Origin of the sequence: Stenotrophomonas sp. TWI700 (genome assembly GCF_039673645.1) — a bacterium.
Taxonomy (GTDB): Bacteria; Pseudomonadota; Gammaproteobacteria; order Xanthomonadales; family Xanthomonadaceae; genus Stenotrophomonas; species Stenotrophomonas maltophilia_AA.
The window spans coordinates 22388-43205 of record NZ_JBDJMB010000012.1; the positions used below are offsets into that span (position 1 = coordinate 22388).

Below are 20818 nucleotides of genomic sequence, written 5' to 3' on the forward strand. Positions count from 1 at the left end.
GCACCATGACCCGCTCCGCCCAGCAATACGGCCAATCCAACACCACCGCACCACCCCAAGCGTGGTTCCCCACCGTCAAACGGAGACCGGCCTTGCACCGTGTCCTCAAGATCTGCCTTGCCACCCTTCTGATTACCGCCTGCAGCCGTACGGAGAACACCATGAGCCAAGACCTTTCCACCGACGCCGCTGAGGCCAATGTCGAAAACGGGGGACGCGGTCTCGCCAAGCTCAATCCACAGCCGCGCCAAGCCTTTGACGTGGCCCTCAAACTGCACAACGCGCCGGGCCCGTTCGAACGCATCGAAGCCGTCGCGCAGTACGACGTCGCGAACGAGGCAGAGTGCGGCCGCATCAACCCGGCCACCGGCACCGCTGGGCGCATCACCAGTCAGGAACCGGTCGCGCTCAAGCGCGTCGCCGACGATGAGTATCACGGCACCGTTTACCTCGACCGGATGCTGGACGAGGACTATTACGGGCGTGGCGTATGCCAGTGGAAATTCAGCGGTACGGGTGCCCTGCTCAAGGCCACGGGCGCGCATGAGGAAACCCGTTTTCTCACCTTCCTCGATGCCGACCGATTCACTGCGGGCGATACGCTCACGCTCTACTACCCACGCGTGGATTATCCGCGCGCTGCACCAGTGAAGGGACCGTATGGCATGACGTCCATCGAGGACTACCCAGACAGCGGCAATGAAGATCCCACCGACTACGTGCCTGAACTGCGCGACGCGCTGTTCTCGATCTCGTTGTCCGCCAAAGAGGCCCGACAATGAGCATTCCCAGCCAGGACTACGCTGCACTCTCCGATGACGCGTACCAGGACCGAGCGGTAGGACGTCGCGCGCCCGGCCAGCAGGAGCCGGTCACGCTAAACGGCCACCAGTACAAAGTACTGGAGCACGTCAACAACCCGCGCAATGGGTATCAAGGCACGGTCTATCAACGTGTAGACACCAAGGAAATCGTGGTATCGCACCGCGGCACCGAGCAGATCATGCTCGATGCCGTGATCACTGACGGTGTGATGGTCACCGGGCGCACCAACCTGCAGGCTAAGGATGCGATCGCGCTGACCGAACGCGCGATGGAATATGCAAGCAAGCAGGGGGCCAGAGAGGGCCATACCCCTCCGGTCACCGTCACAGGCCATTCGCTGGGCGGCACCCTGGCCCAGATCAGCGCGCACCACTTCGATCTCAAAGGCGAAACCTTCAATGCCTTCGGCGCTGTCAGCATGAACCGCCGGATTCCCGAGGGTGGCGACACCATGGTCAACCACGTCATGGCCGCCGATCCGGTCAGCGCGGCATCACCGCATTACGGCCAGGTACGCATTTACGCCAGTGCCCAGGAAATCAAGACCCTGGAGGCCTCCGGCTTCAGCAACAGCAGGTACAACGCGCTGATTCCCGACCGCCCCGTGATCGCGGCCGCCGCATCGCTGGGCTCGCACAAGCTGGGCAACTTCCTCGACAGCGGCTCGGTACTGGGTTCCGAGCAGGCCAAGACGCTGGCCAACACCAATGCCCGAATGATCAACGAGTACCGCGACGACATCGGCGAACGCCGCAGCACGGCCACCGTCATCTCGCGCGGCACCGTCGGTGGCGCGGTAGACCTGATCGACAACCTGCGTGGCACCCTGCCGGCCGGTGAACCGGCCCGGCGCGAGGCCGGGACGCACGCCGGAGAAAGCGAAAAGGACAAGGACGTCAGTCTGCGCCCGAAGGATGCCGGGCATATCAGCTCGCTGCGCATCGACCAGGCCGGCCACGCCGGCCATCCTCTCTTCAACGATGCACAGCGTGGCGTATATGCACAGGACACCCGCGTGGGCCGCACCCCGGATCAGTCCAGCGACCAGCTCGCCGGCAGCCTGGCTGCGCAGATGCACGCCGCAGGCGGCAAGCGCATCGATCATGTGCTGATGAGCAACGACGCGTCCAATACTTTTGCTGTGCAGGGCAAGATCGACGATCCCGCCCACCTCCGCGTCACGGTAGGTACGATGCTGGCCATGAACACGCCGCTGGAACAGAGCAGCCGCAAGGTGGAAGAACAGGCCACCAACCAGCACCAGGAACAGGACCGCAACCAGGAACAGGTTCAGAGCAGCGGCCGCACCATGATGGGGTAAGGGTAAGGCCAAGGCGCGGCATGACCGCAGCCATCGCCATGATGGGAAGATATGAAGTCTTTAGGGTGTAATGCTCGTTGTACCCGGCGGCTGCCCCTGCAGGCCCGGCTGTGCTCCAGCGCCCGAGCCACCAATCTGCGAATACGCCATGAAGCTGCCCAGCGTTCCCTGGAAGAACATCGCCGCCATCGGCGGGCCGGTCTAGACCAGGCTATGGCTGGCAACGCGACCCGGAATGCGGGCTGCCTTTGTATCGGAAAATTCCCGCATTGCTTTCCGTGCATTTGCTTCTGTCTATGGCGATTGCCCGGAGAAACGGAGGCGGGTCAATCAGCACCAGGGTCTAAACTCACCCACTATTCAAGCCAGAGTGACGTCGGCGAGCCATGTGCGACGTACAGCCGTAAGAACCAACACCGTGATGGGATGGCTGTTGTTGATCGAACCTCAACGACCGCGCTGCAGCGCTTACGTAGTAATCGTGGTGAAGCCTCGGCTACGCGTGCCGGGGGACGCCGTAGCCATCCCGACGAACTCCTTCGCGCGCATCTTTCAGACTCCAGGCCCGGATCATCCAGCGCCTTAATGCTGTCGATGCTCGACACCGCGACTTGCATCCACCCAGGTACTTCATCGATCTACTTCTCAAGCAGATCATCCCTGCCGGTTACCACCATCGAAATCACACCATCAGGGTGTCACCCGAAAAACCTCTTGCTGGTTGCTAAAGAAAATACGTCGAACGCGCAGCCATCTTAATCCTTATTCCGCCCCAGCCAGCCACCATCCCCGAGGCAGAACGGGCAACACTCAGGAGCAAAAGCAATTACTAGAATGATTTGAATTCGGACATACTGCATGCAGCGTAAACAATATGACACCCCCCTCCCACCGCCCGGTTGCCGGCCGCGCACTTTTCCAAGGCTTTGGAACTTGCGAGCTCCACACTCTGTGCTCGGAAGGCAACAGATTCACCAGACACACCGCCCTGCTTATTAGCCGGGTCCGCCAGGGCCACGCATTGATTATTGTAAACAATGCGGACTTCACACTTTTCGCCCCCCCCTTTTATGCACTGCTCCATCGCAACCGCAATAGCGTCCTGTTTACTTACCCTCGACTCGGATACCCCTGTTGCTCCCGCAACCTTTCGGGCATTCGCACTGACGTCTTCTGCAATAGCCCCCCAGCGCTTCTCCCATTTTCCGGTTGGCACAGGAGAAGACGCTTCTCCTCCACCCGCTGTCGGAATTGGCGCGCAGCCAGGGGCTCTGTGGTCACCGATTGGGTACTGGCCAGGCGGACACCTACCTTCAGCAAATGAAGAAAGGGAAGTCAGACTCAGCGCGAGGGCAAGCAACACTCTCATGGCGTCAATTCTCAAAATTGGAAAATTCACGGCATGGCCAAACATGACTCAGTTGATTGGTGCATTGCCGTACTTTCCGGGGGTACTCATATCCCTGGCGAAGACTGTGCTGAACCAAGCACCGTTCGACCTTCCTGCATCGATGGTGCGTTGCTCGGCGCCTGGCTTGCGTTACCACTCCGCGGCGGTGTATACGACCCCTCCGCACCCGGCGGCTGCCGCTACGGGCCCGGCCATGCTCCAACGCCCGAGCCGCCAATCTGCGAGTACGCCATGACGCTGCCCAGCGTGACCTGGAAGAACATCGCCGCCATCGCGGGGGGCGGTGAGGATCGGACTATGCTGACCTGTCGAATCGCCTACCGACGGTCATGCGATCGCTGGAAGCGACTCCAAACAGGTGCTCGTTGCCAATATCGTGGCCCAGAACGCCACCGCGATACGGATCACCAACTCCAGAGCTTTCGACACCATCGCCGACGACTCGTGGATACAACAGGGTAAGGACGGCGCGCAAGAGCTCGAGCATCGACTCAAAAAGACTTGAAGACCGGCTCAGTGCAATCGGCGTAGGAAACAGTGCAATCACCGCCACCATTCTTCTTGCATGTCTCAAGCACATTACTCGTAGCCAGTTCCTTGCTCCCGGCCGAACTGATTGAAATCCGCCCGTTCACGCCTCGCTGTGGAAATGCGAGAGCCACACATTGATTTTTATACGCAAATCCCTTCGAACAGTCCTTGGCGCCATACTTTTCGCAACGGACCCGGGCCTCCTTCAATGCTTCTGTTTTGGAGGGTTTACCAACCGAAGCACCCGCGTCACCGGTTGAACCAGAAGTAGACACGGCCCCCCAAGTTAGTAACCACTTACCCGTGGGAACAGGACCGCTATCTTGCGACCCTGCTCCGCCGCCGGGAATGGGCGCACAACCTGGAGCGCGACTATCGCCGATTGGATACTGACCCGGCGGACACCGCCCCTCTGCCGAGGCAGAATTTCCATATACCAATGCCCAAAAAGCAAAAAACAGAGCCGCCAAAATAAATTTGTTAGTCATTCTTGCCAGCCTTTATCAGAGTCAGCAGCGCCATCATTCATCACGTCGCGAGGCTCTCAACCCGGTCTGGACGGTCGACTCAGAATTGCCCTGCGGGATTGTTAAACGACCGGCGCCAGTGCTAACTGATTGATCTGCCGAGTTATTTGTGGCGGCACTCCTCTCCGGCGCAGCCGGTACATAAGACCCCGGCGGCTGACCTTGTGGGCCAGGCTGAGCTGCTGCGGAACCGCCTATCTGCGAATATGCCATGAAACCGCCCAACGTCCCCTGGAAGAACATCGCCGCCATTGGGGGCGCAGTCAGGATCAAAGTCGTGAGAATCAAACCCATGCCACTCTGCTGCATCGCCTGGCTGGTCATGCCGTCGCTGGAGGCACCCCACAACAGATACTTGTTCACCAGCGCGGTGGTCCAGAATGCGACAGACACACGAATCACCATGTCCAGTGCGATGCATACCATCGCAGCCAGCACGGCCATGGAGAACATCGTGCCGATACCGTAGAACAGCCATCGCTGGAACAGTTGTTTGGTCTGGTCGAACAGCAGACACAGGATGAACAACGGGCCCATGCCGATAAACCACAGCCCGGGTCACCACCAGCGCCCCACTACGTCCGCGGCACCTCTCATGCAATCACATGGGGCATGCACGCATCTGTTGAGTAGGTCCAGTGACCGGCAGCGAAATCCACGGCGAAACGCACTCCGCCCGTCTTTCGCGTTTACTTGGATCAAAAGCTCTCGAAAAGCGGCTTAGTGCAAGCACTGTACAGTTTGTTGCATCCCGTACTACCACGAGTGGTGCAGTCCTTCATTGCCAACTGAGTAGCGACCTGCTCGGTTTCCGCACTAGAGATCACAGAGCCTCCTCGCTCAGATGTAGCTGGCGAGATCAACGCAATGCATTGGTTTTTGTAGGCCCGAGCTACTTCGCAATCACGACCGCCAATCTTAACGCATTGAGATACTGCTTCCTTGGCTGCATCAGACTTTGAGAGCTTCTCAATTGCCACACCCACTTCGCCTGTTGAGGACGTTGCAATTGCCCCCCACGTCTTGATCCAACGCCCTGTTGGTCGAGCCTCCTGGGCATCGCCGCCACCACTGGCGATAGGCGCGCAACCCCCAACACCTTGTCCACCAATGGGATACGAGCCAGGAGGACAACGCCCTTCTGCGCTCGCGACAAATGGGAAGGCACCCAATGATGCAACGCAAACAATTGCGAACACCCGCATGACTTTCTGCAGCATTGCAACACTATAGGGACGTTGAATCATAGGAATACACCTTACTTAACTTTGTTTGCTAGGCCATAACGACCCGGATCAACTTCAGACTGACCTGAGGATGCCCCCTGACCCGACACTCGCGAGGATACATCTGCCTGTGTTGTCGTAGTCTGGGCCGCACTGGCACTCGGCGCCGGCGGTGTATACGAACCCGGCGGCTGCCCTTGCGGGCCCGGCTGCGCTCCAGCGGCCGAGCCACCTATCTGCGAATATGCCATGAAGCTACCCAACGTCCCCTGGAAGAACATCGCCGCCATTGGGGGCGCAGTCAGGATCAAAGTCGTGAGAATCAAACCCATGCCGCCCTGCTGCATCGCTTGGCTGGTCATGCCGTCGCTGGAGGCACCCCACAACAGATACTTGTTCACCAGCGCGGTGGTCCAGAACGCGGCAGACACACGGATCACCATATCCAGTGCGATGGACACCATCGCAGCCAGCACGGCCATGGAGAACATCGTACCGATACCGTAGAACAGCCATCGCTGGAACAGCTGTTTGGTCTGGTCGAACAGCAGACACAGGATGAACAATGGTCCCATGCCGATGAACAACGCCATCGCCACCTCATAAAGCAGCAGCATCGAGCCGGCGGTCACTGCCGGCCCGCCGGTACCGAGGCCGATGAACCACAGCGCCCGCGTCTTGTCAGACTGCAGTCCCGGATCGTCCAGCACCTTGATGCCATCGATGCTCGACAGGGCGACCTGCATCCAGGCCAGGCTCTTGTCGATCTGGTCTTCTGGCTTCTGATCCTTGCCGGTCACAACATGGGTGATCAAGCCTTTCACGTCGTCAGTCAGGAACTTCTGCACGCTGCTCCCGAACATCGCCATGCTGGTGGCAACCGTGACAATCAGCGCGGCGCGCGCCATGTTGGTGACCAGCACCATCATTGAATCGCGGCTGCGGCCGGTAACGATCCGATAGCCCTGGATCAAGACCCAGAGTGTCATCAGTACCAGGGCGATACCCCCGACCCATGTCATCATGCGGCCCATCAGATCAATGCCGAAGCCATTGATGCGTTCGCGCAGATAATCCAGGATCAGCTTGAAGAAGACAAAATCGCCGATGGACTGGACACGCACTGCGTAGCCCAGCAGATCCTGCAATCCGCCCGAAAAATCAAAGTTGGCAATCGACCTGAGCGTCATTTCCACAATCCCTTGGTAATTCCGTTACTGCATGAGCCGTCGCAGAGCATTGCAACGTCCGTGTACGTTCGTGGCTGCTTACTTGACGCTGAGCGCCGCCTTCAGCGAGGCAGTCTTGACCAGGTCGCTCGCGAACTTCATCCCGGCCGTATCGCCCTTCAGCGCTGCCTGAGCGACAATCTTCTGATTGGCTTCCATCACCTCGATGTACGCGTCGTACGCCTGCATCCGCGCCTGCCAGGACTGGGACTGCACTGCGAGTTCGTTTGCCGTTCGCATCGAATCGCTGTCGACCGCCGCCACGTTGCCGGCCAGGCTGCTGACCTTGCGCAGCGAATTGATCGCCTCCATCAGCTGATCCATCTGCGGGATCGTCTGCTGGATGAAGGTCACGGAATCGTTGTACTTGCGGTTCTGCATCATCCTGATGTTGACGCAGATCTGACGTTGCTGCGCCTTGACGTCGCCGGTGGGGTTGAACACGAAGTATGAGAACAGACTGTCCACACTCATATCCGTGACCGGCCCACAGGACTGCTGGACCATGTAGTCCGAGGGCACCGGCGTGAGGATCGCGCCGGGCGGCAGTCCGAACGACTTGAAGATGCCCTGGGCCTTGATGATGGAGTCGGAGACCTCTTTGAGCACCTTCATCCAGCGCGTGTTGTCCTTGACGTACTCGCCGGCCGTCTGCAGGCGGTCCAGCATCTTCTCGAACCAGTTCGCGCCGTCATACACCAGCACGCCACTGGCGGTCGCGGTGGTACCTGCGCCCAGCGAGAGCACGACACCCAGCGCCAGGGCGGCAAGGCGTGCACGGCCTGGGCCGCGGCGGCTGTTTCGGGTCTTCAGTGCGTTGTTCATCGTCGTCTCCATGGTCTGTTCATTACAGGACGTGGGCAGCAGGCTGCCTCAGGTCACTGCATCCTTGCTCGGCGTGGATTGCCGCGATCCCTTGCGCTTCTTGTAGAACTCGCCCAACCACTGCTCCGGGGTCAGCTCGGCCTGCGGCACCTTCTCGCGCTGCGCCGCATCCTGCAGCACGCGGTGCATGACCTCGATATTGTCGGTGGAGGCCGAAATAACCGACAGGATGTCGTCCATGCCGCGCAGGTTGAGCTGGCACACATTGGCCGCATGCCCCTGCTTGACCAGGAAACAACGCGACCGCTCGTCGAGCGCCGTCACCACCTTGAACTCCGCTTCGGTCAACTTCAGCCCGTCCATGTAATCCGAGCGGCTGGCGTTGGGGTTGGGCAGCAGGATCAGCGTGGCGGTCTGCTCGATCAGTGCCGCGGCGATATCGCTCTTCAGCGCATCCTCGGGGCTCTGGGTGGCGAAGATACCCATGCCGTTCTGCTTACGGATCGTCTTCTGCTTGTTCTTGGCGAATTCCTTCAGGCCACCCTCGCCGTCCAGGATCTTCCAGAACTCGTCCATCACATAGATCAGCGGGCGGCCGTCGATCAGTGACTCCAGCCGGTGCAGCAGATAGTTGATCACCGGCACCCGCACTTCGGGGTTGTCGATGATGTCGGTGTAATCAAAGCCGATGATGTTGGCCCGGCTCAGATCCACCGTGTCGACCGGGTTGTCGAACACCCAGCCCAGCGAGTTGCCCGCTGTCCAGCGCCGCAGCCGCGCGTACAGGCCGTCATCGCCCATGTTGGGCAGGCTCTTCTGGAAGTTGGTCATGCTGCGCAGGTGCATCGGCGTGTCGAGCATGTTCTCGACGGCGCGGAAGATGTCCTCTTCCTCGCGCGCACTGTATTCACGCTTGCCAGCCAGCACCTTGATCAGGTCTGCCAGGAACTGCACGTTGCTTTCGCTGTTCTCGCACTGGAACGGGTTGAAGCCGGTCGCCTGGCCATTGTCCAGCGCCAGGTAATTGCCGCCGCAGGCGCGCACGAAGATCTCCGCGCCGCGGTCTTTGTCGAAGAAGAAGATGGTCGGCGACGGCTCGTACTTCTGCACCTGGCTGAGCAGGAAGTTGATCAGTGCGGTCTTGCCGGTACCGGACTTGCCGATCACCATGGTGTTGGCGATGGCCTTTTCGCCCAGCGAGTTCTCCGCCGGGTGGGTGGCGTGGAAGTTGAAATAATACGGCTGCCCATTGGTGGTCTGCAGGGTGGTGACGCAGTCGCCCCAGGGGTTGTTGTGCTGCTTGCCGGTCGCGAAGTTGTGCAGCGGCGACAGGCCCAGGAAGTTCAGCGAACTGACATTGGCCAGCCGGGTGCGGTAGCGCCAGTTCGCCGGAAGCTGCGAATAGAACGCCGACGTCACCGCCAGATCTTCCTTGGTCGACACGAATCCCGCATTGGACAACTCTGCACGGGTCGCTGCGATGTTGTGCGAAAGCCTCTCCTGGGTGTCGGCATACACCGCCATGATGAAGTGGTACTCACCGAGCACGAAGTTGCCAGAAGACAGCTGGTCCATCGCCTGGTCGAGCTCGACGATCTGGCTCACGGCCTTGTCGCCGGAGGAAATCATCATGCCCTTCGTCCGGTCCAGAACCTTGAGCGCGTCCTGCCGCCCCATCGGGCTGAACGAATGGGTGATGACGTACTCGAAATCCAGGTACTTCAGCCCGTTGAGCACGCCCGGGTAGGTGCCTTCTGCGTACTCCTTGATGTTGAGGATACCGCCGAAGTGGTTGACGCCGTTGGGCGTGGTGACCACGAAATCACCGGTCTTGGCTGAGAACATGTGTCGGCTGACTGCCAGGTAGTCCTTGACCGGGGCCGAAAGCACCGGCACCGGCTCGTCGATGCGGTTGAGCAGGTAGCCAAAGAATTCCAGCGTCTCGGAGAAGACCTGCCCGTTCTTGGCTTCATACATGCCCATGCGGTACGGCGCGTAATCACGGATCACGGCCTCCACGTTGCCGGCCATTTCCAGCAGCGTTGCCACGGCCTGGTCCTGCTCGGCCTGCAGCTTGGACACGTTCGCCGACTTGTCCATCATCCGCTTGCCAGCGACCACCGGGCGGTACAGCATGGTCAGGTACAGCTCGTTCTGCATGATGCGCTGGGCCGAGAGCATGCCCATGTACTGATCAGACACGTCCTGGTTGAAGCGTTGACTGAACTGGCTGCGGGCTTTGAGCTGGCGACGGCGCCGAATGTCGTGGACCCAGAAAGCCACGTTGACGAAATCCGGGGCGCGCAGCGTCTGCAGCAGCCGGTTGAAGGTGTTGTGCTTGTGTTCCAGCTCCCAATCTTCGCGCCCGACGAAGGGCAAGCCTTCCAAGTGCCAGGTCAGCAGGAAGTCCCCGCCCGTGGTCTTGACGACCGTCGGCGCCACATGGCTCGACAGGGGAATGAACTCGCTGATTGAAGTATCGGGGCTGAACATGACGGCTTCCATTGGGGTACTACGGGGATGCTGCGGGTCCTGCAACGGGCAGACGATCGGTTGATCGCCTGCCCGGCCTGTTGCCTGCCACCTCAGACCGACGGCGGCGGTTTGTCTCGATAGTGATTGGGCGTGAACACCCACATGCCATCGTGTTCCTGCAGGTTGCGCGCCTTGAACTTGAAGTGCAGGCGCAATCCGATCAACCGGAAGATCATTTCATCGCGCTTGGCCATGTGCCGCATGATGAAAATCGCGATCGGAATGGTTACCAGCAACCGCAGGTCGAAGTACATGCTGATTAGCAGCAGCCCGCCGGCAACCAGGAAGAAAGGCACATACGGCACACCCAGGAACATGGGCGGGCGCGTACAGCCGCGGAACAGGACGTTCTTATGCACTGTAGTACTGGAACGCGTTGTACACCGCCGCAGCGGCGCCGCCACCGCAGCTCGACGTGGACTCATTGCCCAGCAGCATCTTGGCGATCTGGCCGGCAGCACCAATCAGCAGGCCACCGATGAGGATCGGAGCTACGTCGCCGATGCGCTTGTGCGCGAAGGCGATCTGGTAACCGGCAAAGATCACCGCGATGGTGACCACGGCGATGGAGGCGATGTTCAGCAGGCCGTTGATGTTGCTGAAGAAGCCGCAGACTTTTTGGTCGGTGCCGCCAAAGCTGGTGGCTTGGGCGAACACATCAGGCACGAACATGGCACCGGCGAATGCAGCGGCCATCAGCATGCTCTTCAGCGTGCGCTGGGCGTTGGCGAGATCGAGATTGGTACGCTTCATTGGTGGTTTCCTTGTTGATGGTCTAGCAACTTGATCGGCCACACCAGTTGGCTGGCCGTGCGACGACTTCGTCAGAACACGAAGGCTGCATCCCCTGCGGGAATGTGCGGTACGGGCAAAGGCGCAGACGGGGCCGCCTGCGCAGGCATTGCCTGGGGTGAATTTCGCTCGCTCCACGGACGCAGCAGCACCGGTCCTCCGGCTTGCTGCACTGCTGGCATGGGCGCCTCGGGAACCGGAACCGGCATCGGCGCCTCCTGCCGGGGCGGCATCGCACGGTCCAACGCGCCCATGACCACGCGCGACAGCGCCGCGTCGGCGGTGCGTGTCAGATCGCTACGCAGCATGGCACCGGTCGATGGATAGACCTCGTAGGCGCGGGCCGGATCCAGGGCCGCCTGCGCGTAGGCTTGCGCGGCGGGCACCGTATCCACGATCCGCGCGTTGACCACCGCCGCACGCGGCGAGATGGTGGGCGGACGTTGCGACACTTCGACCGGACGACGCTGTGAACGGCTCACGACCTCGATCGGCGCTACGCCGTCGTTGGAAGCGAGCATCGAACCGCGCTGCCGCGCAATCGAGGCAAACACCTTCTGGACATAGCCGTGGCGGAAACCCGTCGTGAAGTTGCCGGAGTAGTAGCAGCTGAACGACTTGCCCCAGTCATTGCCCGAGCGCCCGTAGCACTCGGCAAGGATGCGTGAGCCAGCCTGCAGATTGGGGCACTGCTGGAACGCCTTCTCATACGAATCCAGTCCGTATTTTTCCAGGTTGTAGCGATTCACCTGGGCCAGGCCGATGGAGAAGTTGTAGCCTTTCTGCTCCAGCATGCGCACGGTGGCCAACGCCTCATCGAGCCTTTTGGGCTGACGAACCAGCGCGCCGCCGACGACGCCGATGGCGTACGGGTTGCGCGAGGACTCCACGCTGATCACGTGCTGCATCACATCCATGGGCACTGCCATCTCTGGACAGGCCAGGACTTCCATTCCAGGCAACATCAGTTCCACCTCCCTGCGCACGCGGGCCTGCTTGGCACCCGCGCACCGTAAAAGTGCGAGGCTTCGGCCTGCGTGAAGATCCCATTCAAATTTGTGTAATGCATCGGCATCCCATCACCCCGCCTGCGCAAGCGCGCGTTCTGGACTGAAATCGATGCCGGTGATGTAACGGTTGCCGGCATGCGCCTTGATGTGGACCACGATGTCGATCGTCATCATCAACAACCGCTTGATCACTGCGAACTCCAGGCCGGAGCCCTCGCTGGACGCCTTCACCATCAGCGCCAACTGGTCCCAGGTCTGTTCCGGGCTGCCGGCGTGGCAACTGGTGATCGAGCCGGGGTGGCCGGAAGCGCAGTTTCGAATGAAGTAGAACGCCTCATCGCCGCGAAGTTCGGCCAGGATGATGCGTTCCGGCTTCATGCGCAGACACGCTTCCATGCAGCTTTTCGCGGTGACATTGCTCGCGCTCTGCCCACCCTTGGAATACAGCAGGTGCACCGCGTTGGGCTGGCTGATGAACAGTTCGCGCGCATCTTCGATCGTGACCAGGCGTTCGCTGGCCGGGATGTGGTTCACCAGCGACTTCATGAACGTGGTCTTGCCGCTGCCGGTCGCGCCGGACACCACGATGTTCTTCCGGTAGATCACCGCGCGACGGAAAAACTCGGCGTAGTTTCGCGACTGGCGCAGCTCCACCAGTTCACTGTCGTGCTCGCTGAGCCCGGCGCCCTGCTCCAGGATCTGGTTGAAGAAGCCGTCTTCCTGGTACTGCTCCAGCGTTTTGGTGTGCTTGGACGGCAAACGGATGGTGATGGACACCTTGCCGGCGTCGCAGGCCGGCGGGATCACGAACTGGGCGCGCTGCCCGGTCGGGAACGTCAGCGAGACCACCGGATCGGCATCGGTGATGCGTTGGCCGGTATTGGACTCGTTCACCACCGCCGTGCAGAACTGCCGCGCCCGCTCGAAGGTGAGCGACGGCACTTCCACCCGCTGCCAGCCGTCGCGGGTTTCCAGGTACACCTCGCCGGGACGGTTGATGCAGATTTCCGTCACATCCGGCGATGCCATGTACTGATGGATTCCCAGCACCTCGTACTGGTACCTCAGGAACTCACTGGAGACATCGGCGACAGGGGCCACTTCGGCGTCCATGGTTGATCCAGGCGGTCAGCGGCGCTGCGGCAGCACGTCGCTGAAATCGACGTCCTTGGCCACATAGACACTGACCACGGTGCCCTGATTGATGGTGACGGTGGGCGGGCGACGCTCGCTCAACGCCTCGTTGGCCAGCCGCTCCATGCTGCGTGCGGTGGCGCTTTCATATGGGGACTGCACAGCCAGGCCACTACCGGTAATGGTTGTGGTTTCCGGGCCGTTCTCGGCGGCGGCATATTTGAAAGCGTCGGCGATCAGGCTGATCATCAACGCCGAGCCGATCCGGCTGCCCCAGTGCGCGGAATAGTCACCCGGATGGCCTGCGCCACCGAGCTGGTCGATACCCGGGCTGGACATGGCCACGTCGATGCCGTTCGGCGTAGTGATCCGATCCCAGACCACCGCGATGCGGCGGCCTTCCGGCCCCTTGTTGTAGGCACCGTAGATCTTCGAGCCCTTGGGCAGCAGCAGGCTACGTCCGTTGATCGAGTACACCGGCTCGGTCAACAGACAGGAGGTGAAGCCGGCCACGTCGGTGATGATCCGCGTTTCCAGCACACAGCGCAGGTAGGTGCCGCGCACCAGCAGCGCATCCGGACTGCGGATGAAGGACGCGCTGGAAACGTCTTCGACATCGGGGCCACGACGAGTCTTCTGCGCCGGGGGCTGCGCGTTGTTGTTCATCTGCGCGATCATGGCGCGGGTGTATTCGTCCGTGGTGCTGCTGCCAACGCCACCTTCAGCGCCCTGCTCACCCGACACGCTGCCGGTGGCGCCAATCCGGCGGTCCAGCAGCGTCGGCCCACGGTTGAAGTCCTGCGCCGAATTGTCGCCGAAGGACGAGCTGGATCGCGTCGGCACCTCCGGCGGCGGCAGCGGCGGAATCATCGGGATCGGCTCGGCCACGCTCGGCGGCGGCACCGACGGCGGCGCGGCGGTCGGCAGCTCGGGCGTGGTGACACGCGCGGTTTCATTGAGCTTGGGCGGGGTATCCGAATCGTCCTGGCCCTTACGCAGCAGCAGGAAGCCCATCGCGATCACAAGCACCAGAATCGCACCAAGGAACAGCAGGGCCTTGCGGTTCAGGCGTTGTTCTTCAGGCGAACGCAGGCGCGGCGCGCCCGCGTCCAGATTCGGCACCTGCTCGGCCTGCGCCTGGCCGTAATAGGGATTGTTCGGGGTTTCATCCGGCCCGCGACGTGCGTTGAATCCGCCATCGTCCGCGCCGTTGTTGGGCTCGTTGCCGGGAGTGTTTTGCTGGCTCATTTCTTCACGTTCCTTCGCAGGCCGACGACGTTGTCACCGTGGCGGATGACCAGGTAGGGATAGGTGCCATGCACGATCAGCGAATTGCCTTCCACCGTCGTGTTGACCACGAAATCCTCACCGTATTCGGACTCACGACCGAACACCGCCGGGAAGATGCCGGTCTTGTACTCCGGCGAGGCCGGCAGCTTCAGATAGGTGAAACGGCCGTCATCGTAGGCATTGACCGGAATCAGCCAACCCATCTTCTTGGCCCTGCGGGTCGAGTAGGAGTAGTCGAAGTTGTACTGGCGATCCTTGGCCAGTTCCGAACTCAGCAGCGGCTTGACCTCTTCCTCCACCGCCTGCTGCGCCGTACCGAACTCGGTATCGCTGGGGTAGCTGAAGGCGATCTTGTACTGCACGCCCGCACGACGGGCCTGTTCCAGTTGGCGCCAGTCAGTGGCGACCACCTTCAGTTCGAAGATGTAAGAGTGGGTTTCCGTGCGCACCATCATGTTGGTGTCGACGTCGACGTTCTTGGGCTTGAGATAGAACACGTTCTCACGACGGGTCAGCTCCCAGCCATTGCTGAAGCCGGTGCTGTAATCGAGGATCTTCTCGTTCGGGCTCAGTTCGATCTGGGTGGTAAGGCCCAGACCGGTACGAACCGGGTAGATGCGGTCCTTCTCATATTCGTATTGATCCACCGCCTGCGCCGCAACGGGCGCAGAGAACGCCGACAACATCGGCAACAGAACCAAGGCGGTCCCCCAAAGCTTGCTACTACTCATCGGTTGCTTGCTCCCTCAGCAGTTCCGGTGGAAACACGTTGGCCCGGCACCTGTGCCGGTTGCCGCGGCGCGACTTGTCCTGGTATCGCCTGGCCCGGCACGAGCTGCCCGGGTACACCTTGTTGCATCGGCTGCGCCGGCATCTGCTGCGCCGGAACCACCTGGCCGGGCACGACCTGCCCAGGCATCATCTGACCCGGCGCTGCCGGCAACGGAGCGGCCATGGGTTGCCCTGTCACCGGATCGATCATATTTGCCGCAGCCGGATTGTTCGGGTCGTAGACGCTGGCGGCCTGTGCAGCCTGAGCCGCCTGAGCCGCCTGGCTGCTCATCGCAGCATCGTCGGGCACCGGCACGCCGCGCGCGTAGTCATTGTCGACGCGGTATTCGGTGACCTGGAAGGCCAGCGGGTTGAGCACCCGGTCCTGCTCGGACAACGCCAGATCATTGCGATACTCGAACCGCATCGTCACCAGCTGGTTGTCCAGGAACTGCATGGCGCCCGTGGTCTTGTCGAGCAGGCTGCGCTGGATGCGGACCGAGGCACCCCGGAAGCCGCCGTTGGGTTCGGCACCCAAGGGCGTTATGCTCAGAATCTTGACCCGTATAGCCTTGCTCGTGCCATACACGAACACCGGGTTTTGCGGGTTATTGGTGGCGTAGCGCTGGCGCTGGGTGGCCGCGACCTGCTCCGAGGACATGGTGAACACCAGCTCCCAGTCGCGCAGTCCCATCACCGCCGAGTCGAAAGACTCACGCGCCAGGACGTACTGCGCCACGTTGCTACGGTTCACGGCCTCGTTGGCCGTGATGGTCTCACCGCGGAAGGTACCGCTCAGCCGCGCCACGGTCGCCGTACCGGTATAGGCATCGGCCATCACAAGGAACGGTACCTTCTCCTTCAGCGGCAGCATGTAGTAGTAGCCGCCGGCCAGGGCCAGCGACATCACCAGCGAGGCCGTGGCCACCCACCACGCGCGGCGCTCGCTGCGGCGTGCCATGTCGGCCACGGTCAGCTCGTAGCTCACCGCTTTGGCGACCGCCTGGTCGACCTTCTGGCTGCTGCCTGTTTCCTTCTTTCGGAACATGGGTTCATCCGTACTACTGGAACGTCAATGGGCGCGGCACCCCTGCGCGGTACGCGGGGAGCATCACGTTTACCGATACTCGACCCGCGTCAGCTGCCGCTGGACGCGTCGGCCGCAGCCGCCGAAACGGTGGGCGACGCAGCGGCCTGCACGACAATCTGGTTGCCGACGATGGACACCGACACGCCCTGCGCCGCATAGGCGGAGCTGAGGTCGACCATCGCCTGCTGTGGATTGGTGGTCCCGATGCCGGAGACGGCACCGTAGAGTGTGTAGTCCGAGCTGATCCGGTAATCCAGGGTCATGCCCGAATCCTTGGCCCAGCGTTCCAGCATGGTCTTCAGCGTGCCGTCCATCGGCGTGGCCTGGTACACGTAACTCGTGTACAGCGGAATTTCCATGGTGGTGCTGGCGAAGCGGTTGACCGGCTTCCAGCGGCCGCCGATATCCGGGGCCGGCTTGGTGGCGCAACCGGCCAGCATCAGTGCGGCAGCGGCGGCGATGAATCCCTGTGACAGATACGCTTGCTTCATACGGACTTCCCTATGACGTACGTAACGCGGCTTGATTCGATTGACTGGCAGCAACTCGCTACACCGGGTGGATGACGACCCGGAGCCAGTTGGCTATGGCAGATAGAGTGGTGAAACTTCCTGGACTACTGCGATCGGCCCCCGCCCGCCTGTGCAGCCCATGGTTGCATGTCCCGATGTGCAGGCGTCCCGGGCGCATCGCCCGGCCCCATCGCCCCACATCCACATCCACATCCCTTCGACAATGCCGTCCATGACTTCCTTACAACGATTCTATGCGTTGCTTTCGCGTCGCATGCCAGACAAAAATTGAAAACGAAATCAGCTCGCCATCATGAACACGATGCCATAGCCGAGCGTCAATTCCGCGTCAAATCATGAGCAAAAAAACGTTTTCAATTGTCATTTCTTTGACGCGCATCACACAATTGATGCCAAGCTGATCAGATATCGAGATTCGGGACGGACGTCTTCGGCAGCAGGCGCGAGGTGAAATAGCGATCCTTGTAGTACTTGATCTTGTCGCATTTCACGGGGTGCGGGATGCCCTCGTACAGGAACACCTCGTGATCGTTGCCCATCGCCTTGAGCTCCTGCGGCAGCATCAGCGCGCGTCGTTCCTCGGTGAAACTATGGGTCTTCTCGCGGGCGTGGGTGACGTTCTTCCTGCGGATGGTCGTGTAGCCGAGCATCTCCGAGTAGTCGTTGGCATCCTGCTGCTCCCGCGGCGCGTACAGGATCTGGAGGGCATGGTTGGTGATGATGGTGCGCGACACATCCCGGCCATACGTGGCATCGAGCTGGGCCATGCTCTGGATGATCGGCAGCAGGCGCACGTTGTACCCGGCCATGTAGGACACCGCCGAGGCAATGATGTCGACCTTGCCGATCGCAGTGAATTCATCCATCAACAGCAGGCACTGGTACTTCAGGTCCGGGTTGGACTTGGGCAGTTCCTTGGTGTTGAGGTTGATGATCTGGCTGAAGAACAGGTTGATGATCAGGCGGCTTTCGGCCAGCTTGTTGGGCTGGATGCCGATATAGATGGTCATCTTCTTCTTGCGCAGGTCGGTCAGCAGGAAGTCGTTGCCGCTGGTGGCCTTGTCCAGCACCGGGTTGATCCAGGCGTTGAGTGGCTCCTTGAAGGTGCCCATGATCGAAGCGAACGTCTCATCGGCCTGGGACAGCAGGTTGGCGAACGCCGACTTGGCGTTGCCACTCAGGTAGGTCTGGCTGGCCAGGCGTTGCAGGTACTTCCGGAGGTCGCTGCCATCGCCGGTGGACAGGCGGAACAGCGCCCCCAGGGTGGGCATGTCCTGCGCCTCGCCGGGGAAGCCGTTGCTGCGCGCATCGTCGCGGTTCTCGAACAGGTACAGGCTGAACGCCATGAACGCGTTGCGCGCCTGGCTGACCCAGAATTTCTGATCGTCCGATCCGTCCGGGTACAGCATCGCGGCGATGCTCATCAGCTCGGAGACGCGGAAGGCCGGGTCGTCGGAAACATAGCTGAGCGGGTTCCAGCGATGGGTACGGCGGTCTTCGGCGAAAGGATTGAACAGGAACACCTCTTGGCCCTGGCTGGCACGCCAGCCGCTGGTCAGGTCGAAGTTTTCCTGCTTGATGTCCAGCACGACCACCGACTCGTCGTACTCGAGCAGGTTGGGGATGACCACGCCCACGCCCTTGCCCGAGCGGGTCGGGGCGGCCAGGATCACGAACTGCTGGCCACTCAGGCGCACCAGCTTGCCGCCGAAGCGGCCCACCACGATGCCGTTGCCGGTCTTCTTGAACAGCCCGTGCCTGGCCAGATCCGCAGCCTGGGCAAAGCGCGCGTCACCGTGCAGCGAGGTCTTCTTCGACCGGAACATCAGGAACATCGCCACCAGGGACAGCAGCAGCGGAAGCCCGAAACCGACCACGCCGGCCAGCTTGATCTTGGTGACGTAGGGCGCCACGGCCGGCTGATCCAGTGCCTGCAGGTACTGCAGATAGGTGTTCCACTTGAACAGCCCGGTATCCAGGCCCAGCAACAACAAGGTGAGATACCCGGCAAGGCAGTAGCCGGCAATCACGGTCAACACGATGACGACGGCGGGAACAACAATCTTCTGCGTGGACAAACCCTATCCTCCATGACGCGCCCCACAGGGCGCTACGGCCTGCGCCGGCGCCTGGGTCGCACCGTACGCGTTTCTTTCACTTCGTCGTGCATACGCCCCGTCGTCGCGTCGCCACAACAACGACCCCTCGCTGCGCGCCTGTTTCCAGCGACAGCAGCGGGGGGTGATCCTTGCCGTTCGGACGTGAACACGGCGTAGCCGGACCCATCGCCCGGACTGTACACGGGCGGATATGTCAGGGCTACCCTGCAACATGGCGCTGCGCCGACAGGGCCTGCGGGAGATCACGACCTTCACGCACCACAGCATCCCAGCGCAGGGGTCGGCAGTATGTTGCGCCGCAGCAGTACAATAGGCGGCCGCCTTCTGGTCACGTCCTGCCCGCATGAGCTCCTCCCCCGTTTCCCTGGCCGCCCGGCTCTCGCCGCGCGAGCGCACCCTGATCCTGCTGGCCTTGTCGCTGGGCGGCTTTGCCATCGGCACCAGCGAGTTCGCCAGCATGGGACTGATGCTGGAGATCAGCCGTGGGCTGTCGATCAGCGAGACCCAGGTCGGCCACCTGATCAGCGCCTACGCCATCGGCGTGGTGGTCGGTGCGCCGGTGCTGGCCTTCGCCGGTGCCGGTTTCGCCCGGCGCAGCCTGCTGCTCGCCCTGATGGGCTTCTACGCGATCGGCAACCTGGCCAGCGCACTGGCGCCGAACTACGGCACGATGCTGCTCGCGCGCTTCGTCGCCGGCCTGCCGCACGGCGCCTACTTCGGCGTGGCGATGCTGGTGGCCGCCGCGATCAGTCCGCCCGCCCAGCGCGGCGCGGCGGTATCGAAGGTGCTGCTCGGCCTGTCGGTCGCGATCCTGGTCGGCAATCCGCTGACCACCTGGCTCGGCCAGCAGGTCAGCTGGCGCACCGCGTTCGCCCTGGTCAGCGTGCTGGCGATCGCCACCGTGGCGATGATCGCGCGCTTCCTGCTGCCCGATCCGGATGAAGTCCGGACCTCGCCGATGCGCGAGCTGCGTGCTTTCAACCGCACCCAGGTGTGGCTGGCACTGGCGATCGGCTCGGTCGGCTTTGCCGGCATGTTCTGCGTGTTCACCTACCTCGCCCCGACCCTGGTGCAGGTCACCGGCCTGGCCGAATCGTGGATGCCGCTGGCCGTGGGCATCTTCGGCATCGGCGCGATCATCGGCAACGTGGCCGGTGGCTGGCTGGTGGACCGCTTCCAGTTCCGCGCCGCAGCGGTGGTGCTGGTCTGGTCGATCCTCGTGCTGCTGGCTTTCCCGATCGCCGCGCAGTCGGTGTGGAGCGTGTTCCCGATGATCATCGCGGTCGGCACCATGGGCGCACTGGCGGCCGTATTGCAGACCCGCCTGATGGATGTCGCCGGTGAAGCGCAGACGCTGGCCGCGGCCTCCAACCATGCGGCCTTCAATACCGCCAATGCGCTCGGCCCGTGGTTCGGTGGCATGGCCATCGGCGCCGGCTTCAGCCCCGCCGTGACCGGCTACGTCGGTGCGGCGACCGCGCTGGGTGGCCTGCTGCTGTGGGGCGTGGCGATGCTGGTGGACCGCCGCTCGCGCAGCGCGCCGGTGCTGCAGTCGTAAGCGCGCGGGGATTTTTTTATTTCCCCTATCATGGGTGTCCGCTCACACCGCGCCACTCGTGCTGCCCCGGCCACGGCCGCCACGAGGGCC

The 20818-nt window shown here is 61.8% G+C and carries 18 protein-coding genes and 1 pseudogene; 3 read left to right on the plus strand and 16 right to left on the minus strand.

All coding sequences use genetic code 11. The features are described 5' to 3' along the window. Positions 1–5 precede the first annotated feature (5 nt). Both ABE473_RS10770 and ABE473_RS10775 read left to right on the plus strand, forming a co-directional pair. A complete protein-coding gene (locus tag ABE473_RS10770; protein ID WP_346489455.1) occupies positions 6–782 on the plus strand; it encodes a hypothetical protein in 777 nt (258 codons plus the stop codon). Next, positions 779–2146 carry an XVIPCD domain-containing protein gene (locus tag ABE473_RS10775; RefSeq protein ID WP_346489456.1) on the plus strand — a complete coding sequence of 456 codons (1368 nt, stop codon included), beginning with the start codon at positions 779–781 and terminating at the stop codon, positions 2144–2146. Before ABE473_RS10770 ends, ABE473_RS10775 begins: the two co-directional genes overlap by 4 nt. A gap of 829 nt (positions 2147–2975) precedes the next feature. Here the strand turns inward: ABE473_RS10775 and ABE473_RS10780 are convergent. From ABE473_RS10780 to ABE473_RS10855, 16 genes and pseudogenes are all read right to left on the minus strand, one after another. Then, entirely contained in the window at positions 2976–3560 is a 585-nt protein-coding gene (locus ABE473_RS10780) for a DUF4189 domain-containing protein (RefSeq protein ID WP_346489457.1), read from the minus strand. 488 nt (positions 3561–4048) lie between these two features. Further along, on the minus strand, positions 4049–4576 hold the full coding sequence (locus ABE473_RS10785; protein WP_346489458.1) for a DUF4189 domain-containing protein: 528 nt from the start codon (positions 4574–4576) through the stop codon (positions 4049–4051). A 33-nt stretch (positions 4577–4609) separates the two neighbouring features. Further along, positions 4610–5161: pseudogene (locus ABE473_RS10790) on the minus strand (type IV secretion system protein); the annotation flags it as partial. 152 nt (positions 5162–5313) lie between these two features. Continuing rightward, positions 5314–5862 carry a DUF4189 domain-containing protein gene (locus ABE473_RS10795; RefSeq protein WP_346489459.1) on the minus strand — a complete coding sequence of 183 codons (549 nt, stop codon included), beginning with the start codon at positions 5860–5862 and terminating at the stop codon, positions 5314–5316. Between the two features lie 11 nt (positions 5863–5873). Continuing rightward, positions 5874–7031 (minus strand): type IV secretion system protein, encoded by a 1158-nt coding sequence (locus tag ABE473_RS10800; RefSeq protein ID WP_346489460.1) that lies wholly within the window; start codon positions 7029–7031, stop codon positions 5874–5876. A gap of 78 nt (positions 7032–7109) precedes the next feature. Beyond that, positions 7110–7895, minus strand: a complete 786-nt coding sequence (locus ABE473_RS10805; RefSeq protein WP_241696412.1) for a hypothetical protein — start codon at positions 7893–7895, stop codon at positions 7110–7112. A gap of 48 nt (positions 7896–7943) precedes the next feature. Continuing rightward, a complete protein-coding gene (locus ABE473_RS10810; RefSeq protein ID WP_346489461.1) occupies positions 7944–10388 on the minus strand; it encodes a VirB4 family type IV secretion/conjugal transfer ATPase in 2445 nt (814 codons plus the stop codon). A 92-nt stretch (positions 10389–10480) separates the two neighbouring features. Further along, on the minus strand, positions 10481–10789 hold the full coding sequence (locus ABE473_RS10815) for a VirB3 family type IV secretion system protein (protein ID WP_346489462.1): 309 nt from the start codon (positions 10787–10789) through the stop codon (positions 10481–10483). Next, positions 10782–11183 (minus strand): TrbC/VirB2 family protein, encoded by a 402-nt coding sequence (locus tag ABE473_RS10820; protein WP_176988619.1) that lies wholly within the window; start codon positions 11181–11183, stop codon positions 10782–10784. Before ABE473_RS10820 ends, ABE473_RS10815 begins: the two co-directional genes overlap by 8 nt. Before the next feature lie 71 nt (positions 11184–11254). Beyond that, positions 11255–12175 (minus strand): lytic transglycosylase domain-containing protein, encoded by a 921-nt coding sequence (locus ABE473_RS10825; protein ID WP_176989119.1) that lies wholly within the window; start codon positions 12173–12175, stop codon positions 11255–11257. Between the two features lie 126 nt (positions 12176–12301). Further along, positions 12302–13345 carry a P-type DNA transfer ATPase VirB11 gene (gene virB11 / locus ABE473_RS10830; protein ID WP_176988618.1) on the minus strand — a complete coding sequence of 348 codons (1044 nt, stop codon included), beginning with the start codon at positions 13343–13345 and terminating at the stop codon, positions 12302–12304. A gap of 15 nt (positions 13346–13360) precedes the next feature. After that, on the minus strand, positions 13361–14614 hold the full coding sequence (locus ABE473_RS10835) for a TrbI/VirB10 family protein (RefSeq protein WP_346489463.1): 1254 nt from the start codon (positions 14612–14614) through the stop codon (positions 13361–13363). After that, a complete protein-coding gene (locus ABE473_RS10840) occupies positions 14611–15387 on the minus strand; it encodes a TrbG/VirB9 family P-type conjugative transfer protein (protein ID WP_176988616.1) in 777 nt (258 codons plus the stop codon). The genes ABE473_RS10835 and ABE473_RS10840 overlap by 4 nt, the downstream gene beginning before the upstream one ends. Beyond that, on the minus strand, positions 15384–16475 hold the full coding sequence (locus ABE473_RS10845) for a VirB8/TrbF family protein (protein ID WP_346489464.1): 1092 nt from the start codon (positions 16473–16475) through the stop codon (positions 15384–15386). Before ABE473_RS10845 ends, ABE473_RS10840 begins: the two co-directional genes overlap by 4 nt. Before the next feature lie 89 nt (positions 16476–16564). Continuing rightward, the gene (locus ABE473_RS10850; protein WP_176988614.1) at positions 16565–17008 is read right to left on the minus strand and encodes a hypothetical protein; all 444 of its coding nucleotides are present in this window, start codon (positions 17006–17008) and stop codon (positions 16565–16567) included. A gap of 443 nt (positions 17009–17451) precedes the next feature. Next, positions 17452–19128, minus strand: a complete 1677-nt coding sequence (locus tag ABE473_RS10855) for a type IV secretory system conjugative DNA transfer family protein (protein ID WP_346489465.1) — start codon at positions 19126–19128, stop codon at positions 17452–17454. A 385-nt stretch (positions 19129–19513) separates the two neighbouring features. Here ABE473_RS10855 and ABE473_RS10860 point away from each other — a divergent pair, with 385 nt between their 5' ends. After that, positions 19514–20728: an MFS transporter gene (locus tag ABE473_RS10860; protein ID WP_346489466.1), complete on the plus strand. Its 1215-nt coding sequence runs from the start codon at positions 19514–19516 to the stop codon at positions 20726–20728. The last annotated feature ends 90 nt before the right edge of the window (positions 20729–20818 follow it).

Excerpts from the sequence above, each read along its gene's own strand:
- ABE473_RS10770 (WP_346489455.1), top strand. The coding sequence starts at position 6 with ATGACCCGCTCCGCCCAGCAATACGGCCAATCCAACACCACCGCACCA.
- ABE473_RS10775 (WP_346489456.1), top strand. The coding sequence starts at position 779 with ATGAGCATTCCCAGCCAGGACTACGCTGCACTCTCCGATGACGCGTAC.
- ABE473_RS10780 (WP_346489457.1), bottom strand. The coding sequence starts at position 3,560 with ATGTTTGGCCATGCCGTGAATTTTCCAATTTTGAGAATTGACGCCATG.
- ABE473_RS10785 (WP_346489458.1), bottom strand. The coding sequence starts at position 4,576 with ATGACTAACAAATTTATTTTGGCGGCTCTGTTTTTTGCTTTTTGGGCA.
- ABE473_RS10795 (WP_346489459.1), bottom strand. The coding sequence starts at position 5,862 with ATGATTCAACGTCCCTATAGTGTTGCAATGCTGCAGAAAGTCATGCGG.
- ABE473_RS10800 (WP_346489460.1), bottom strand. The coding sequence starts at position 7,031 with ATGACGCTCAGGTCGATTGCCAACTTTGATTTTTCGGGCGGATTGCAG.
- ABE473_RS10805 (WP_241696412.1), bottom strand. The coding sequence starts at position 7,895 with ATGAACAACGCACTGAAGACCCGAAACAGCCGCCGCGGCCCAGGCCGT.
- ABE473_RS10810 (WP_346489461.1), bottom strand. The coding sequence starts at position 10,388 with ATGTTCAGCCCCGATACTTCAATCAGCGAGTTCATTCCCCTGTCGAGC.
- ABE473_RS10820 (WP_176988619.1), bottom strand. The coding sequence starts at position 11,183 with ATGAAGCGTACCAATCTCGATCTCGCCAACGCCCAGCGCACGCTGAAG.
- ABE473_RS10825 (WP_176989119.1), bottom strand. The coding sequence starts at position 12,175 with ATGGAAGTCCTGGCCTGTCCAGAGATGGCAGTGCCCATGGATGTGATG.
- virB11 (WP_176988618.1), bottom strand. The coding sequence starts at position 13,345 with ATGGACGCCGAAGTGGCCCCTGTCGCCGATGTCTCCAGTGAGTTCCTG.
- ABE473_RS10835 (WP_346489463.1), bottom strand. The coding sequence starts at position 14,614 with ATGAGCCAGCAAAACACTCCCGGCAACGAGCCCAACAACGGCGCGGAC.
- ABE473_RS10840 (WP_176988616.1), bottom strand. The coding sequence starts at position 15,387 with ATGAGTAGTAGCAAGCTTTGGGGGACCGCCTTGGTTCTGTTGCCGATG.
- ABE473_RS10845 (WP_346489464.1), bottom strand. The coding sequence starts at position 16,475 with ATGTTCCGAAAGAAGGAAACAGGCAGCAGCCAGAAGGTCGACCAGGCG.
- ABE473_RS10850 (WP_176988614.1), bottom strand. The coding sequence starts at position 17,008 with ATGAAGCAAGCGTATCTGTCACAGGGATTCATCGCCGCCGCTGCCGCA.
- ABE473_RS10860 (WP_346489466.1), top strand. The coding sequence starts at position 19,514 with ATGAGCTCCTCCCCCGTTTCCCTGGCCGCCCGGCTCTCGCCGCGCGAG.